Here is a 15,905-nt window from a genome sequence, read left to right on the forward strand (position 1 = left end):
TTCCTCAGGCTAGATCGTGTAATCCAGTTTGAACAGCAGAGCCGTGTCGGCACTGCCCTTGCCCGCAGCGGGCACGGCGTCGTAATCGAAATTCACCTGGGTCCCCAGACTGAAACCCTTGCCCATTGGCACCCGGAACCCGGTACGACTCTGGTAGAGGTAATCATCCAGCGACTCCAGGCTCAACAGCAGGTCGCTGTTGTGGAACAGCTTCAGGCGCCCCTGCCAGACAGTCTGCTCGTAGCGGGCGCCGAATCTCGCACTGGGAAAACGGGTGTCGGCCGCGTGGGCGTAGTCTTCGTTCACCAGGCTCAGGCCGCCTTCCAGCGACAGCTTGAGATCGTCGCGCTCGAATAACTGGCGGCCGGCCCCTGCGCCCAGCGTGCTGCGCAGATCGAGGCCGGCCTGCCCGTCATGGTCGAAGCGGGTGTTCGCATAGTAATAGATGCGCTCGCTGGCGAAATGGTCATATTTCATCCCCACCCGCCAGTTCGACGCAGTCTCGACGCCATCCTGCCCCGCCTCGTTGAGTTCGCCGTCGAGCGTCACGCGCTGGCCGGCATTGCGCGCGACCAGTTCGCCGTCCAGATGTAGGGCCTGTGCATCGGTATTGCCACGCGCAAGGTTGCCGCCCAGCGATGCGCGTCCGCTCAACACGGTCCGGTCGCCCTGCCGCGGCGGGTTGATGGCGTCGATGCGGTCGAGTGCCAATGGAGCAGTCTCGGCCAGGCTGCCGATCCGGATGCGCACTTGGCGTGCGCGGTCGGTCTGTAATTGGCCGTCCAGTTCGGTTCCGTCGGCCAGGCGCACCCGCACCGGCGCGTCGGTTTCGATCTGGTCCACCTGGGTCCATGGCAATTTGAGCGTGCCTGCATAGGCGGTTTTCAACCACAAGGTTTTGGTTTCCAGGCGAACGAGGGTACCGCTCAGGCGGTCTCCATTGAGGAGCGTGACCGTGTCGGCCAGGGCAGTGGACGTGAACAGGCAACCCACCGCCACAATTTTCCAGTCGTGCTTCAACGTATTCCTTTCCCAGGCCAAATCGATGAGGACAGCCGTATCGACAGAGAAAACTCGAGCCGGACACGCTGAAAGGAAATTCGGATGCGCGATTGCCGGCAAGCCGGATCGCAAGATCAAGCCGGATCGCAAGATGATGCGCAGGTCGCCTGACACCCTTGGCCATGAACTGGATGGTGGGCGAGCTGCCTTTTTATGTTTGCACAAAATTATTTATCTACGCAAGCCCAATTCACCCTGCGCTTGTCATGCACGTTAAGATAATCCCGCTGCGCGTCGCCCTGAGTGCCCACAACAACAAACCTGATGCCAGCTGAACCCTTACCCGACAGGACATCCCCATGGAACTCCACCAATTCTTTCTGTACCTCGCCGTCATCCTGATCGCCGCGCGGCTGTTTTCCGAGATCGCGGGACGCCACGGCATCCCGTCGGTGATCGGCGAGTTGCTGGCTGGTCTGTTGATCGGTCCGTCGCTGCTGGGCTGGATCTCGCCCGACGACACCATGAAGCTGCTGGCGGAGATCGGCATCATCCTGCTGCTGTTCGAGGTCGGCATGGATACCGACCTGTTCCGCTTGGCCAAGTCCGGCATCAAGCCCATCGTCGTGGCGGTCATCGGCTTCGCCCTGCCTTTCGCGCTCGGCTATGCCGTCTGCCGCTGGGGCTTCGGCCTCGACAATCTGGTGGCACTGTTCATCGGCGGCACGCTGACCGCGACCAGCATCGGCATCACCGTGCGGGTGCTCGATGACCTCGGCAAGCGGCACACGGACGAGGCGCAGATCGTGATCGGCGCGGCAGTGCTGGACGATATTCTCGGCGTGCTCGCCCTGGCTTTCCTGTACCAGTTCGCCGAGCAGCGCGAAGTCTCGCTGGCGGCCACCGGCACGGTCGCGCTCTTCATCGTGCTGTTCATGCTGCTGTCGCCACTGGTCGCCAAGCTGGCCGGCCAGATCATCGACCATTACGACCAGCGCTCGGCCACCCCCGGCCTGCTCATCACCATGGCGCTCGCATTGATCCTGCTGTTTTCCTGGCTGGCGCATGCGGTGGGCGCACCGCTGATCATGGGCGGCTTCGCAGCAGGCATCGCGCTGTCGCAACACTTCCGCTTCGACGTGATGAGCCGGCTCGGCATGCCGGCGCTCGACCGCTGGTTCGCACCCAGCCCGCAACTGGCGCACCGGCTGGAAGAACAGATGCGGCCGCTGATCCACACCTTCGCCCCGCTGTTCTTCGTGATGGTCGGCGTATCGCTCAACCTCAACACGGTGGACTGGGGCTCGCCCCGCGTCTGGCAGCTGGGCGGCGCCCTGATCGTGGTAGCCATCGTCGGCAAACTCGCCGCCGGCTTCTTCATCCGCGAAAGCCGTTTCCGCCAGGTGGCCATCGGCCTGTCGATGATTCCGCGCGGCGAGGTTGGCCTGATCTTCGCGCAGTTGGGGTTGAACCAGGGCATCCTCGATGCCGAGACCTATGCTGCGCTGCTGATCGTCATCGCGCTCACCACGGTTGCGCCGCCCTTCATGCTGAAGGCCTACTACGGTCGCCACGCGGGTGCAGCGGCATGAATGCGCTACCGTCCGCCCGGCGCATCTGCAAAAATGCGGTCTTTACCCACGAAAGCCGCCTGCCATGACCCTGCGCGCCGTGCCACTCCTTCCGGAACCTGTTTGCCTGCGTCCGGACACGTCCCTGCTGGAGGCCTTGCGCCTGATGCTGGACAAGAGCGTCAACCACCTGCCAGTCTGCAATGGCGGCATATGGGCCGGGTTGGTGGACATCAACGACATCCTGGGTGAACTGCTGCCGGCCAGCGCGCGCGGCGAGCACGGCCTGAAGGACCTGCGCTTCGTCGGCGACGGAACCGCGCTGATCGCAACCCACATCAAGGAACTGGCGGCCAAGCGAGTGCTCGATGTGGAGCTGCTCGACCTGCCGACCCTGGATGAAGACACCCCGCTGCTGGAAGCCGCCCTGCTGCTGCATCGGCATGCCGCGCCGCTGCCGGTTCTGGGAGCGGACGGCAGGCTCAAGGGCATGCTGTCGCGGCGCGCCCTGCTGGCGCACCTGATCGCCCAGGTCGGAATCTGACATGACACATCCCGCAACCGCCGAAACCCTCTTCGGCTTGTCGCCCCTTGTGGTGTCGCTTGCCATCTTCGTGCTGACCTACGCCGTCATCGTCACCGAGAAGATCAACCGCTCGGTGGTCGCACTGCTCGGAGCCGGATTGATGGTGTTCGCCGGCGTGCTGAACCAGGCCGAGGCCTTTCACGGCATCGACCTCAACACCATCAGCCTGCTCACCGGCATGATGGTCATCGTCGCCATCACACAGAAAAGCGGCGTGTTCCAGTACGTGGCGGTCAAGGCCGCCAAGGTCGTGAAGGCCGATCCATGGGGCCTGCTGGTCATGCTGTCGCTGGTGACCGCCGTGTTCTCCGCGCTGCTGGACAACGTCACCACCGTGCTGCTGATCGCCCCGGTGACGCTGCTGATCACCGATGCCCTGCGCATCGGTCCCTATCCCTATCTGTTCTCGGTGATCTTCGCCTCCAACATCGGCGGTACCGCGACGCTGATCGGCGACCCGCCCAATATCATGATCGGCTCGGCGGCCAAGCTGACCTTCAACGACTTCCTGATCAACGTGGGGCCCGTCGCCGCCGTCGTCATGGCGCTGACGCTGATCCCCATCTATTTCATCTGGGGACGCAAGCTGCGTGCCGCGCCGGAGGACCGCGCCCTGGTGATGGCGTTCAACGAACGCGAATCCATTACCGATGCGCGCCTGCTGAAGCAGGCGCTGTTCGTCATCGCGCTGGTGATCGCGGGCTTTGTGTTCGCGCATGCCCTCGGGCAGGAACCGGGCACCATTGCGATGTTCGGCGCCGCGCTGCTGCTGCTGCTCCGCGTCTATGACAAGAAAGCCGAAGAGCAGTCGCACGCCATCCACCACACCTTCGGCGAGGTCGAATGGATCACCATCTTCTTTTTCATCGGCCTGTTCGTGGTGGTGGCCGGTATCGAGAAGGCAGGCGCGCTGGAACTACTGGCGCACAAGATCGTCGAGTGGACCGGCGGCAACTTCACCGCCACCGCCTATACCATCCTGTGGGTCTCGGCCGTACTCTCCGCCGTCGTCGACAATATTCCCTTCGTCGCCACCATGATCCCGGTGATCCAGAGCATGGGCAACGCGTTCACACCGGAGCAGATCGACATCCTGTGGTGGGCGCTGTCGCTGGGCGCCTGCCTTGGCGGCAACGGCACCCTGGTGGGGGCGTCGGCGAACCTGGTCGTCGCCGGCATGGCCGAGCGTGCCGGCCAGCCGGTCCGCTTCCTGCCCTTCATGTTGATGGCGTTTCCGCTCATGCTGGCGAGCATCGCGGTAAGCAGCGTGTATCTCTGGATACGCTACCTCTAGGCGCACGACGGAGTCCGGGATTACGTCTACAGTGGGAAGATGAACCCGCTTCACGCTCTGTCGCGCTTTGCGCTGTGGACATGTTGTCTAATTCTGCTGCCTTTTTCCGCCAACGCCGCCACCGTGCGCGTGTTGACAGTACAGGGCGCGATCGGACCTGCCAGCGCGGACTACCTGGTACGCGGCCTGGACAAGGCGATCGCAGACCGGGCCCAGCTGGTCGTGATCGAACTGGACACGCCAGGCGGGCTGGACACCTCGATGCGCGACATCATCAAGGCCATCCTCGCCTCGCCGGTGCCTGTGGCCACCTATGTCTCGCCCCAGGGCGCGCGTGCCGCCAGCGCAGGCACCTATATCCTCTATGCCAGCCACATTGCGGCGATGGCGCCGGCCACCAACCTCGGTGCCGCGACACCGGTCGAGCTGGCGCCGGCTGGCGACAAGCCCGACGCAGCCAGACCCGCCGACGCGCCGCCGGGCGATGCCAAGATGCGCAAGGTGGTACATGATGCCGCGGCCTACATTCGCAGCCTGGCCGGGTTGCGCGGGCGCAATGCCGAGTGGGCCGAACGCGCCGTGCGCGAAGCGGTCAGCCTGCCAGCGTCGGAGGCGCTGAAATTGAAGGTGATCGACGTGGTGGCGACGGATCTGGACGATCTGCTGCGGCAACTGAACGGCCGCAGCGTCAAGCTGGGCGATCGGACGATCACCCTGGATACCGTCCATGCCACGGTCGAGCGCGTCATGCCCGACTGGCGCAGCCGTCTGCTGGCCGTGATCGGCGACCCCAGCATTGCCTATATCCTGATGCTGCTCGGCATCTACGGGCTGATCTACGAATTCGCCAACCCCGGCATGCTGTTTCCCGGCGTGGTCGGCGGCATCTGTCTGCTGCTCGGGCTGTTTGCGATGCAGGTCATGCCGATCAGCTATGCGGGGCTGGCCCTGATGCTGCTGGGCATCGTGCTGATGATTTCGGAGGCGTTCGTGCCCAGCTTCGGCGCGCTTGGGCTGGGCGGCATCGCCGCCTTCGTCATCGGCTCGGTCATGCTGATCGACACCGACCTGCCCGGCTACGGGCTGCCGTGGATGCTGATCGTTCCGGTGGCGGTGGCCAGCGCACTGTTCAGCTTCTTCGTCGCGAGCATGGCGCTGCGCGCGCGCCGGCGGCCGGTGGTGACCGGCGCCGAGGAACTGGTTGGCGCCACGGGTGTCACCCTGGAGGATATCGAACACGAAGGCTGGGCACGCGTGCACAGCGAGCACTGGCGCGTGCGCAGCCAGACTCCGCTCCCACGCGGCAGCGCGATCCGCGTGCGCGCGCGACACGACCTGATCCTCGATGTCGAACCCTGGCAAGGAGAATGAGCATGTTTGAATTCAGCGGCCTCACCCTCGTATTTGTCATCATCGTGCTGATAATCGCCAGCCTGCGCATCCTGCGCGAGTATGAGCGCGGCGTGGTGTTCATGCTTGGGCGTTTCTGGAAGGTGAAGGGGCCGGGACTGGTGGTCGTCCTGCCCGGCATCCAGCAGATGGTACGGGTCGACCTGCGCACCGTGGTGTTCGATGTGCCAAGCCAGGACGTGATCTCGCGCGACAACGTCTCGGTCAAGGTTAACGCGGTGGTGTATTTCCGCGTCATCGACTCGGCCAAGGCGATCCTGCAGGTGGAGGATTTCCTGAACGCGACCAGCCAACTGGCGCAAACCACGTTGCGGGCGGTGCTGGGCAAGCACGAACTCGACGAGATGCTGTCCGAGCGCGAACGTCTGAATCAGGATATCCAGCAATTACTGGACACCCAGACCGACGCCTGGGGCATCAAGGTCTCCAATGTCGAGATCAAGCATGTCGACATCGATGAATCGATGGTGCGTGCGATCGCCAAGCAGGCCGAGGCCGAACGCGAGCGGCGCGCCAAGGTGATCCATGCGGAAGGCGAACTGCAGGCATCGGAAAAACTGCTTGCAGCCGCGGAAATTCTCGCCACCAAACCGCAGGCCATGCAGCTGCGCTATCTGCAGACACTTTCCAACATCGCCGGCGACAAGACCAATACCATCGTCTTCCCGATGCCGGTCGAGTTGTTGAACCTGCTGCAGCGCGGCACGAAGCCGGGTGAATGACGCTCTTTGAAGCCCAGCGTCCGCTCGCGTATGGGTGGTCATCGGCCCCGCATCACGGTATGCTCACTTTCACGTCCCGGCCGCACACGGGAACTCGTACCGGCCTGATCGACTCAGAGTGGGTACCTTGTTTCGAAATATGTAGAGGAGCTTAGATGAACCCGCAAGTCACTACCCTGGGGCGCAGCCAGTCTGCTGCCGTATCGGCCACCAACAAGGTCGTCAAGAACACCTACATGCTGCTGGCGATGACGCTGGCATTTTCCGCGGCAACCGCAGGTGCGGCGATGGCGCTGAACCTGCCGCATCCCGGCATCATCCTCACGCTGGTCGGCTACTACGGCCTGCTGTTCCTCACCACCAAGTTCCGCGACAGCGGACTCGGCATTGCCTTCGTGTTCGGCCTCACCGGCTTCATGGGCTACACGCTCGGCCCCATCCTCAACGCCTATCTGGCCATGCCCAACGGCTCGCAGGTGGTGATGATGGCGATGGGCGGCACCGCGGCAATCTTCCTTGCCCTGTCGGCCTACGTGATGACCACCCGCAAGGATTTCAGCTTCATGGGCGGCTTCCTCATGGTCGGCATCCTGGTTGCCTTCCTCGCCGGCCTGGGGGCGATCTTCTTCCATATGCCCGGCCTGTCGCTGGCAGTATCCGCAATGTTCGTGCTGCTGATGTCCGGCCTCATCCTGTATGAGACCAGCAACATCATCCACGGCGGCGAAACCAACTACATCATGGCAACCGTCACGCTGTTCGTGGCCATCTTCAACCTCTTCACCAGCCTGCTGAGCCTGCTGGGCTTCGCCAATAACGACTGAACGTGAACGGCCTCGAAAAAACGGCACCTGTTACGGTGCCGTTTTTCATTGACACCCACTGCCATCTCGATGCGGCCGAATTCGACGCCGATCGCGACGCCGTGTACGCGCACGCCACCGCTGCCGGAGTCGGCCTCCAGGTCGTCCCGGCCATCAGCCGCGACAATTTCGCCGCAGTGGCCACCGTTTGTGCGCGCTATCCCGGCTGCCTGCCGGCATGGGGGCTGCACCCCATGTACATCGGCATCCACCGCCCGGAACACCTGGCCGATCTGCGTGCGCAAATCGAGGCGGAGCGCCCGTTGGCTGTGGGCGAAATCGGCCTTGATTTATTTGTCAGGGACCTTGACCATGCGACGCAGGAATTCTTCTATGTCGAACAGCTGAAAATCGCACGCGACTACGACCTGCCCGTGCTGCTGCACTGTCGCAAGGCTAACGACGAACTGCTGAAGCACTTGCGCAGAATCAGGGTGCGCGGCGGCATTGCCCACGCCTTCAACGGCAGTCCGCAGCAGGCGGACGAGTTCATCAAGCTGGGGTTCAAGCTCGGCTTCGGCGGCGCCTTCACCTGGACCCGCGCCAACAACCTGCGGCGGCTGGCAGTCGACTTGCCGCTCGATGCCATCGTGCTGGAAACCGACAGTCCCGACATCCCGCCGGCGTGGATCGGGCGTGGACGCAACGCACCGGGCGAACTGCCACGCATCGCGCAAACCCTGGCCGAACTGCGCGGACTGGATATTGTCGCCGTGGCCCGTGCCACTACCCGCAACGCGCGGACACTCTTCGGCCTGGCGGAAGACCCGGTTTAGGCCCGCCGGGCTGCCAGCCTGATTTCGCTCGACAGCGTGGTCAGCACGATCTGGTTCTTGCCATCCTTCTTGGCCGCATACATATTGAGGTCGGCCTCGTGGACGATCCGTTCGGCGCCCAGACGGTCCGCATCCAGGCCGCTCGCCACCACCATCCCAACGGAGGCGGTCACATGGACCGGATTACCGTCGATCGCCCCGATGGAGGCGATGGATTGCCGGATTCTCTCCGCGACCCTGCGGGCCCGTTTGCCGGAATCATGCACCCGCAACAGGACGACGAACTCATCTCCGCCCAGGCGGGCCAGAACGTCCTCACCCCGCAGCACAGCGCTCGCGCAGTTGGCCGCTTCCTTGAGCAGCATGTCACCCTGCGCATGCCCGAGCCTGTCGTTGACCTGCTTGAACCCATCCAGGTCGAAGTAGAGTACGGCGATGGCCGAACCCGTGCGCCGGGCGTGGGCGCTTGCCTTCTCGAACTCGTCGAACAATGCCGCCCGGTTGGGCAAGCCGGTCAGGCCATCCTTCAGGGCCATCCTCTCCATGTGGTCGGCGTATTGGGCAAGCCTGGCCTGACCGTCGTGAAAACCGCGGATCAGACTCGCCACATAGGCCGGGATCGCCGAATTGAGCAATACCAGGCTGATGATCCAGATAGGGCGCTGGCTCCAGTAATCCGACACCATGCTCAGGACGATCAGCCCGATAGTCGCGAGGGTGGCCGACAGGGCCATCCATTTCACGCCGAAGCGGATTCCGTTGCCCAGCGATATCCAGAGATTCAGAAAAACGATGATCGTCCCCAGCTCCCGGGTCAGCAGCATCCCGATGAAACAGCCCAGCTGGTCCATCACGATCGCCGCGACCCGCCGCTGCGGATAGAACCCGGGGTAACGTTTCACATGGGCCCAATGCGCCAGCGCGAAGGCATAGAACACGCACAAGCCCGCCAAGCCGGTATTGGCCTCGGTACTGCGTGCCTGCATATACCAGAACAGATACCAGCCGATCAGGATAGGCAGCGCGACGAATACCCGGATGTGGCATTGCGCCAATTCGAGGTGAGCGGAGGGCGAAGCGTCGTCAACCTTATTCATACCGGCGGGCCTGGGTATGCCTTGGGCTCGTTGTAGCCCAAACAATCGGTTGTTCGCCTGGCCGGAGCATCATCTGGAAAGCGTCACGCGCATATGCAGTTCTTATTGAGACAACGGTATCGGTCCGGGATACGCAAACTTTAAAGTGGCGCGGCGCCCGGGGCTGGCCAGGGCGTTTCCTGCCGTCTCCGCAACCTGACGCCACAGGCCACGCAAAATCGTTAGCTGGCGTAGCCGAATTCGCCGACCCACTGGCCCCGCCGGTAGTCGATCGCCAGCCAGTTGGGCACGTAGGGTCGCGGATTTTCGAGCGGGAACCGCTCGGATGGGGGTGCAGCGCCGCCCTCGGCCACGCTGCAGCGCCGGGTCATGATGGGCTTGAAGCGTACCGAGAGGCGATCGTTGACGGGCATGGACTGCTCCGGCGACTCGCCAAAGTACACGCGCTTGCGCAGCAGGCAGGAAAACAGCAGTTCCATCTCGGCCACCAGCGGCCGGTCGCGTCGCGCGAGTGCCTTTTGCGCCGCCGCGGTGAGGCGGATTTCCAGCGATTTGTCATGCAGGGTAATGTTCATGGCAAGACTCCTGTGGCATGGTCCGTACCGATCGTTAACGGCCATGCCAGGGTCTTGCTGTAGTCCGGGCGGCAGGCCCGGTTCATCAGCTCAGAAGTCGCGTTCGACCTTGAAGCCGTTGATGGGAATGCCGCCCCCCACCCTATGCAGAATGCTCATGGCAGACGCATGGCGCAGTTTAGATCCAACGCCTGACACGGGTTGTGTAGTCCCGGTAGGCATCGCCGAATTTCGCTTCGAGGTGGGCTTCTTCGTGCCTGATCACGCCGAAGCGAATCGTGATCCAGATCAGGGGCGCGAACACGAGCGGCCAAACCGTCCCCAGCAGAAGCGACACGCCGGCCAGGATGAACCAGTCGCCCAGATAGATCGGATTGCGGCTGAAACGGAACGGACCGCCCGTGCACAGGGCCGATGCCCCGCCATAGGGGTTGACCGTGGTGCGGTGCCGCGCAAAGGTCCAAAGCGTCCATACGAACAATGCCAGCCCCAGGCCGACAGCAAGCCAGCCCAGCGGGCGCGTGGCGGCGCCCAAGTCCAGTGGCAGCGAAAGCTGGTGGCGATCCAGCCACCAGCCGCCCAGCACGGCGACCGCATAGGGCGCGGGCGGCAGCATCAGGGTACGCGGACGCAGCGCGGGGTTCCGATTGGCCATCAGGTAAGTGTAGCCGCCGTGGGTGGCGCCCATTTCAGGTCGAATTTCATCGTCACTCCTTGCCAGGATTCTTGTGGCCGGGCGTCAGCATTTCAGCGTATCCAGATAGCGGCCGAGCTGCGCGAGGCAGCCGCGAAACGCTGTGGCAATGAAGAAGGCCATGGCTTCGCGCGGCGTCCCGCTATCCGGCCGGGCGTTTCGTCGGCCCACGGCCTGCCATCCACAGTAAACGGCAGGCCGTGTGCCGAACGGCCCCCGTCATCGCTCAACGCAACTCCCGCTGCGCGACGGCCCGCAGAAACTCGTTGCGCTGCTGGTCACTGTTGCGGAAGCTGCCACTGAAGGCCTGCGTGACGACGCGCTCGTCGCCGCGCCTATCCTCGCCCAGCAACAGACACAGTTGCTCGGCCTCGACGATGCACGCCGCGCCCTGGGCCCGGCCATGCGTCACCAGCGCCTCGGCGATGTCGCGCGTCATCCATTCCTGATAGGTGAAGCGATGGCCGATGGCGTCGACCATGCGTGCAATGCGGCCGAAGCCGTGCAGCCGTCCGCCCGGGATATAGGCCACGTGCGCCACCCCGCGAAACGGCACCAGATGATGCGGGCATACGCCGTGCACCGCGATGCCGCGCACCACCACCATGTCGTCGCGCTCATCGGCAAAGCCCTCGCCCAGCGCCTCGGCGGGCGAAATCGAATAACCGCCCAGCAGGCGTTTCTGCCACAGTTCGCGTACCCGTTCGGCCGTGCGCCCGGTGTGTACCGAATCCGGCGCCACGCCGCAGGCGACGAGCATGGCGTTCACCGCCCGCTCGAACGCCGCGGGGTCGAATGCCCCGACCTGCGGAATACCGAGGCTGCCGCCGCCGGCGGGTGCATGACAATCGTCGTGGTCGCAGGCCTCAGTCATTGTTGAGGGTGGCCCGCAGGAACTCAAGCGTCCGCGTCCAGGAGTCCTTGTCCGCCGCCGGATCGTATTTCAGGGGCAGACCGAACTGCGCGGCATAGCTGTCTGCCTCGCGGTTGGTGAAAGTATGCTTGGCGCCCGGATAGCTCACCACCATGTAGTCGGCCTTGGCGTTGTCCATTTCCGCCCTGAACGCCTCGACCTGCTCGGGCGGCACGAGCGGATCGGCCTCGCCGGTGAAGATGCGCAGTTTGGTCTTGATGCTGCCCGGCTTCACCGATACGTCGGTCGCCAAGATGCCGTGATAGGTGATCGCCGCTTTCAGGGGTTCGCCGGCCCGCACCATGTTGAGCACCACGCCCCCGCCGAAGCAGTAGCCCAGCGCGGCAATCTCGCCTTTCTTCACATTGGGCTGCTTGGCGAGGAAGTGTTCCGCCGCCTGGAAACGGCTCAGGGCCAGGGGTGGATTCTTGTTGATGTTGCCGGCCAGCGCCCCGGCATCCTGCGGATTGTCGGCAACCTGGCCATTGCCGTACATGTCGACGACCAGCGCCACATACCCCTCGTTCGCCAGCATGCGCGCCCGCTTGCGGGCGTAGTCGTTTGCACCCCACCATTCCGGCACCACCAGCACGCCGGCACGCTTGGCCTTGACGGCATCGTCATACGCCAGGAAGCCTTTCATGACGGTATCGCCCGCCTTGTAGCTGACATCCTTGCCGATCACGGCAGCAAGGGCGGATGAAGTGAACAACAACAATGACAGGGCAAGTGCGGTTTTCATCGGGCGTCTCCAGTTTGATCGATCGCGCGAGGCGACCGGGTTGTGCGGCCCAAAAGCATACCCTGCACAGCGCGGCAATAACAACCGTGCCCGGATAGGTGCCTTGTGCCGCTGTCGAAGGCGCAGACATGGCGGTAAACTCGCGTCCTCTCTCCCGCCCTCACCACCATGACCGACCCCATCCGCCTCGCCAAACGTGTCGCCGAACTGCGCGGCTGCTCGCGCCGCGAAGCCGAGCTGGTCATCGCAGGCGGCTGGGTTCGGGTGGACGGCGTGGTGGTCGAGGAACCGCATTTCCGCGTCGCCGAACAGCGCATCGAGATCGATCCCGAGGCCGATCTCACGCAGACCGAACCCGTCACGATACTGCTGCACAAACCACCCGGCCATCACGTGGCAGCAGGCGACCCATCCGCGGCACGCCTGCTCACGCCCGCCGCCTTGTGGGCCGAAGACACCGCCGGTATCCGGCCGCTGAAAAAGCATTTCGCCCAACTGACCCTGTGCGCCCCCCTGGAGACGGACGCCAGCGGCCTCGTCGTCTTCACCCAGGACTGGCGCATCGCACGCAAGCTGACCGCTGACGCCGCCACCGTGGAGCACGAGGTCATCGTCGAAGTCGCCGGCGAGCTTGCCTCCGACGGGCTCAAGCGGTTGAACCGGGGCATTCCCTTCAATGGCTGTGTACCTTCCGCAATCAAGGTGAGCTGGCAAAGCGAAACCCGCTTGCGAGTCGCGCTGAAAGGCGCCTTGCCGGGGCAGATTGCATCTATGTGCGAAACCGCCGGCCTCGAGGTGCTGTCGATGAAACGCATCCGCCTCGGCCGCATCCCGTTGGGAAAGCTGCCGCCCGGGCAATGGCGTTATTTACGGGACGATGAGCGGTTCTGAGCAGCGACGACATGGCCTGTTTGCTGCGCGACCGGGATGGCAACGGCACCCTGGCAGTCGTCCGGACGCCATAGAGGAACGCAAGCCGACCCAAGTAGGCTAATCTCATTGATTAGAACAGCCACAAACGTGCCGCAAGACAGTTTTCAGAAGGTTTGACACATGGCACCAAGCAAAGACGGAAATGTCTCCGATACCCCCCATGCCGACAGCCGCCTTTCCAGTCAGGACGATGCGGAGACCTTGATCCGCTTCCAGGGCGCCATCCTCGAGGAAGTGGCGCTCGGGATCGACGAAGGGGAGATTTGCAACCAGATTTGCCGCCTCGGCGAAGGCATGGTGCCGGGTTCCATCGCCACCATCATGCTGCTTGACGAAAAAGGGGTGCTCAATGTCCATGCCGCCCCCAGTGCGACTCCGAAAATTGCTGCCCGTCTCGACGGCCTACGCCCCGGCCCTGAATCCGGTTCCTGCGGCAATGCCATCTATCGACAGGAACCCGTCTACGTGGAAGACACGCTCAGCGATCCGAGATGGAAAGGGCTGAAACCGCTGGCCGAGGAATTCAATCTGCAATCCTGCTGGTCGATCCCGATCTTTTCCAAGGGGAGACAAGCCGTGGGTACCTTCGCCCTGAGCGGCTTCGAAACCCGGATGCCCACCCCATTCCAGCAGCGGCTGATGGAAATTGCCGCGTCCATCGTCGGCATCGTGCTCGAACGCAGGCAACAGACCGATGCCTTGAAACGAAGCGAGGAGCAATTCAGGCTGCTGTTCGAGGCGGGAACCGACTCCAAGATGCTGCTATCCAAAGGCGGCCGGATCCTCGACCTCAACCACATCGCGCACAGACGCCTGGGGTATGCCAAGGAGGACATGCTGGGACGTCGGGCGAACGAATTCGTCACCCCGGAGCACGCAGATCAAATAGCGCACCGGCTGGCGCGCGTGAAGCGCGAAGGGCATGCCACATACGAGTCGGCCCAGGTGCACAAGAACGGTTCGATCATCCACGTGGAGATCAGCACGATCATCATCGAACTGGATGGCAAGGAGGCTTATTACAGCATCCTGCGTGACATCACCGAGCGCAAACGGACGGCGCAGGCACTGCATGAAAGCGAAGAACGATTCCGCGACCTGGTGGAAACCACCGTGGACTGGATATGGGAAACCGACGCCAATTTCCACTACACCTATGTCAGCCCCAGGGTCCGCGAGCTTTTTGGCTACAGCCCGGAGGAACTGATCGGAAAAACGCCGTTCGACCTGATGCCTCTGGAAGAGGCGCGGAGCCAGAGCGAGCGCATCCTGTCATGTGCCGAACTGCGCGCGCCGCTCGATCAGGTCGAGACCCAGCGGGTCCATCGCGACGGGCATATCGTGATTGTCGAGACCAGTGCGCTGCCGCTCACGGATGCGTCCGGAAATCTGGTCGGCTATCGCGGCGTGTCGCGCGACATCACCCGGCGAAAGGAGATGGAGCGCGCGCTGAGAGAAAACGAGGCGCACATCCGGGACATCCTGGAGCACGCCCCGATAGGTCTGGCAACCGTCTCCCTGGAAGGGCATTTCCTGGAGGTCAATCAATCGCTTTGCAAGATTGTCGGCTATGAAAAGGATGAGCTCGAAAAGCTGACGTTCCAGAAAATCACCCATCCTGAGGACATCGGACCCGACCTCGACAATACGAGGCGACTGCTTGCAGGCGACATTCCGTTCTACAAGATGGAAAAACGCTACATCCGGAAGAACGGCGACAGCGTGTGGGTCCAGCTCACGGGCTCGCTGCTGCATGATGCCGAAGGCGAGCCCCTGCACTTCATCGCGCAAGTCGAGGACATCTCGGAACGCAAGCAATCCGAGCAACGCCTGAGACAGGCGCTGGAACTGACCGACGGCGTCATTCATGCCATTCCGGACCTGTTGTTTGAAGTCGATCAGGACGGCCGCTACCTCAACATATGGGCGCAAACGCCGGAACTGCTCGCTGCTCCCAAGGAGGTGCTGCTTGGCAAGACGCTCACCGAGCTGCTCCCGCCCGATTCAGCCAGGGTGGCAATGGACTCGATTCGGGAAGCGGATGACAGGGGCCGTTCTTTCGGCAAGGTCATGCCGCTCAATCTGCCGCAAGGCATGAAATGGTTCGAGCTTTCCGTCGCGAAAAAGCAGGGCGACAGCCCTGCCGACCGGCGCTTCATCGTCTTGTCCCGGGACATCTCCGAACGCATGAGGATCCAGGAGCAACTGCAACAGCTGGCCTATTACGACACGCTGACGAATCTTCCCAACCGCCGGTTTCTGCTCGAGAAACTCGACTGGGCGCTCATCCAGGCGAAACGCTACGGCAGATCGCTTGCGGTGATGTTCCTGGATCTCGACCGGTTCAAGCAGGTCAACGACAACCTGGGGCACGACATTGGGGATCAGTTGCTCAAGGTGGTGGCCGCAAGGCTGAGCAACTGCGTGCGGAAGGGAGATATCGTATCGCGTCAGGGTGGAGACGAATTCATCATCGTCCTGACCGAAATCCACCATCCCGAAGACGCCACCCGGGTGGCCGAGAAGATCATCGAATCCTTTCGCATCCCGGCCGAAATCGGCGCCCACCGGATTGCCATCGAGACGAGCATCGGCATCGCCATCCATCCCGTCAACGGCGAAGACGACGCCCGCGACCTGATGAAACGCGCCGACACGGCGATGTACGCGGTCAAGGAATCCGGCCGCAACGGTTATCAACTCGCCGGCGCCTGACTCACAAGGGAA

At 63.1% G+C, this 15,905-nt stretch carries 16 protein-coding genes; 9 read left to right on the forward strand and 7 right to left on the reverse strand.

Annotated features, from left to right (window positions below; genetic code table 11):
- Window positions 1-9 precede the first annotated feature (9 nt).
- Window positions 10-1,020 carry a DUF481 domain-containing protein gene (locus ABT23_RS03605; protein ID WP_296631320.1) on the reverse strand — a complete coding sequence of 337 codons (1,011 nt, stop codon included), beginning with the start codon at window positions 1,018-1,020 and terminating at the stop codon, window positions 10-12.
- 341 nt (window positions 1,021-1,361) lie between these two features.
- Here ABT23_RS03605 and ABT23_RS03610 point away from each other — a divergent pair, with 341 nt between their 5' ends.
- The 7 genes from ABT23_RS03610 to ABT23_RS03640 all read left to right on the forward strand — a co-directional run bounded on the left by ABT23_RS03610 (window position 1,362) and on the right by ABT23_RS03640 (window position 8,224).
- On the forward strand, window positions 1,362-2,594 hold the full coding sequence (locus ABT23_RS03610; protein WP_296631324.1) for a cation:proton antiporter: 1,233 nt from the start codon (window positions 1,362-1,364) through the stop codon (window positions 2,592-2,594).
- Window positions 2,595-2,658: 64 nt separating this feature from the next.
- Window positions 2,659-3,117 (forward strand): CBS domain-containing protein, encoded by a 459-nt coding sequence (locus ABT23_RS03615; protein WP_296631327.1) that lies wholly within the window; start codon window positions 2,659-2,661, stop codon window positions 3,115-3,117.
- A 1-nt stretch (window position 3,118) separates the two neighbouring features.
- Window positions 3,119-4,453 (forward strand): ArsB/NhaD family transporter, encoded by a 1,335-nt coding sequence (locus ABT23_RS03620; RefSeq protein WP_296631329.1) that lies wholly within the window; start codon window positions 3,119-3,121, stop codon window positions 4,451-4,453.
- A 39-nt stretch (window positions 4,454-4,492) separates the two neighbouring features.
- Window positions 4,493-5,824 carry a nodulation protein NfeD gene (locus ABT23_RS03625; protein WP_296631333.1) on the forward strand — a complete coding sequence of 444 codons (1,332 nt, stop codon included), beginning with the start codon at window positions 4,493-4,495 and terminating at the stop codon, window positions 5,822-5,824.
- Window positions 5,825-5,826: 2 nt separating this feature from the next.
- A complete protein-coding gene (locus tag ABT23_RS03630; RefSeq protein WP_296631336.1) occupies window positions 5,827-6,585 on the forward strand; it encodes a slipin family protein in 759 nt (252 codons plus the stop codon).
- A 155-nt stretch (window positions 6,586-6,740) separates the two neighbouring features.
- Entirely contained in the window at window positions 6,741-7,409 is a 669-nt protein-coding gene (locus tag ABT23_RS03635; RefSeq protein WP_296631339.1) for a Bax inhibitor-1/YccA family protein, read from the forward strand.
- A gap of 35 nt (window positions 7,410-7,444) precedes the next feature.
- The gene (locus ABT23_RS03640; RefSeq protein WP_296631341.1) at window positions 7,445-8,224 is read left to right on the forward strand and encodes a TatD family hydrolase; all 780 of its coding nucleotides are present in this window, start codon (window positions 7,445-7,447) and stop codon (window positions 8,222-8,224) included.
- On the opposite strand, the gene ABT23_RS03645 is transcribed toward ABT23_RS03640, so the two are convergent.
- The 6 genes from ABT23_RS03645 to ABT23_RS03670 all read right to left on the reverse strand — a co-directional run bounded on the left by ABT23_RS03645 (window position 8,221) and on the right by ABT23_RS03670 (window position 12,245).
- Window positions 8,221-9,321: a diguanylate cyclase gene (locus ABT23_RS03645; RefSeq protein WP_296631343.1), complete on the reverse strand. Its 1,101-nt coding sequence runs from the start codon at window positions 9,319-9,321 to the stop codon at window positions 8,221-8,223. The genes ABT23_RS03640 and ABT23_RS03645 overlap by 4 nt on opposite strands.
- Window positions 9,322-9,542: 221 nt before the next feature.
- On the reverse strand, window positions 9,543-9,896 hold the full coding sequence (locus ABT23_RS03650) for a hypothetical protein (protein ID WP_296631344.1): 354 nt from the start codon (window positions 9,894-9,896) through the stop codon (window positions 9,543-9,545).
- Between the two features lie 178 nt (window positions 9,897-10,074).
- Window positions 10,075-10,584 carry an isoprenylcysteine carboxylmethyltransferase family protein gene (locus tag ABT23_RS03655; protein ID WP_296631346.1) on the reverse strand — a complete coding sequence of 170 codons (510 nt, stop codon included), beginning with the start codon at window positions 10,582-10,584 and terminating at the stop codon, window positions 10,075-10,077.
- 51 nt (window positions 10,585-10,635) lie between these two features.
- The gene (locus ABT23_RS03660; protein WP_296631349.1) at window positions 10,636-10,761 is read right to left on the reverse strand and encodes a hypothetical protein; all 126 of its coding nucleotides are present in this window, start codon (window positions 10,759-10,761) and stop codon (window positions 10,636-10,638) included.
- A 55-nt stretch (window positions 10,762-10,816) separates the two neighbouring features.
- Window positions 10,817-11,464: a GTP cyclohydrolase I FolE gene (gene folE / locus ABT23_RS03665; protein WP_296631351.1), complete on the reverse strand. Its 648-nt coding sequence runs from the start codon at window positions 11,462-11,464 to the stop codon at window positions 10,817-10,819.
- Window positions 11,457-12,245: a dienelactone hydrolase family protein gene (locus ABT23_RS03670; protein WP_296631354.1), complete on the reverse strand. Its 789-nt coding sequence runs from the start codon at window positions 12,243-12,245 to the stop codon at window positions 11,457-11,459. The genes folE and ABT23_RS03670 overlap by 8 nt, the downstream gene beginning before the upstream one ends.
- A gap of 168 nt (window positions 12,246-12,413) precedes the next feature.
- On the opposite strand from ABT23_RS03670, the gene ABT23_RS03675 reads away from it, so the two are divergent.
- The gene (locus ABT23_RS03675; protein ID WP_296631357.1) at window positions 12,414-13,136 is read left to right on the forward strand and encodes an rRNA pseudouridine synthase; all 723 of its coding nucleotides are present in this window, start codon (window positions 12,414-12,416) and stop codon (window positions 13,134-13,136) included.
- A 162-nt stretch (window positions 13,137-13,298) separates the two neighbouring features.
- Window positions 13,299-15,893 (forward strand): PAS domain S-box protein, encoded by a 2,595-nt coding sequence (locus ABT23_RS03680; protein WP_296631360.1) that lies wholly within the window; start codon window positions 13,299-13,301, stop codon window positions 15,891-15,893.
- The last annotated feature ends 12 nt before the right edge of the window (window positions 15,894-15,905 follow it).

This window comes from Thiobacillus sp. SCN 63-57 (assembly GCF_001725555.1).
Lineage (GTDB): Bacteria > Pseudomonadota > Gammaproteobacteria > Burkholderiales > Thiobacillaceae > Thiobacillus.

Excerpts from the sequence above, each read along its gene's own strand:
- ABT23_RS03610 (WP_296631324.1), top strand. The coding sequence starts at position 1,362 with ATGGAACTCCACCAATTCTTTCTGTACCTCGCCGTCATCCTGATCGCC.
- ABT23_RS03615 (WP_296631327.1), top strand. The coding sequence starts at position 2,659 with ATGACCCTGCGCGCCGTGCCACTCCTTCCGGAACCTGTTTGCCTGCGT.
- ABT23_RS03620 (WP_296631329.1), top strand. The coding sequence starts at position 3,119 with ATGACACATCCCGCAACCGCCGAAACCCTCTTCGGCTTGTCGCCCCTT.
- ABT23_RS03625 (WP_296631333.1), top strand. The coding sequence starts at position 4,493 with ATGAACCCGCTTCACGCTCTGTCGCGCTTTGCGCTGTGGACATGTTGT.
- ABT23_RS03630 (WP_296631336.1), top strand. The coding sequence starts at position 5,827 with ATGTTTGAATTCAGCGGCCTCACCCTCGTATTTGTCATCATCGTGCTG.
- ABT23_RS03635 (WP_296631339.1), top strand. The coding sequence starts at position 6,741 with ATGAACCCGCAAGTCACTACCCTGGGGCGCAGCCAGTCTGCTGCCGTA.
- ABT23_RS03645 (WP_296631343.1), bottom strand. The coding sequence starts at position 9,321 with ATGAATAAGGTTGACGACGCTTCGCCCTCCGCTCACCTCGAATTGGCG.
- ABT23_RS03650 (WP_296631344.1), bottom strand. The coding sequence starts at position 9,896 with ATGAACATTACCCTGCATGACAAATCGCTGGAAATCCGCCTCACCGCG.
- ABT23_RS03655 (WP_296631346.1), bottom strand. The coding sequence starts at position 10,584 with ATGGGCGCCACCCACGGCGGCTACACTTACCTGATGGCCAATCGGAAC.
- folE (WP_296631351.1), bottom strand. The coding sequence starts at position 11,464 with ATGACTGAGGCCTGCGACCACGACGATTGTCATGCACCCGCCGGCGGC.
- ABT23_RS03670 (WP_296631354.1), bottom strand. The coding sequence starts at position 12,245 with ATGAAAACCGCACTTGCCCTGTCATTGTTGTTGTTCACTTCATCCGCC.
- ABT23_RS03675 (WP_296631357.1), top strand. The coding sequence starts at position 12,414 with ATGACCGACCCCATCCGCCTCGCCAAACGTGTCGCCGAACTGCGCGGC.
- ABT23_RS03680 (WP_296631360.1), top strand. The coding sequence starts at position 13,299 with ATGGCACCAAGCAAAGACGGAAATGTCTCCGATACCCCCCATGCCGAC.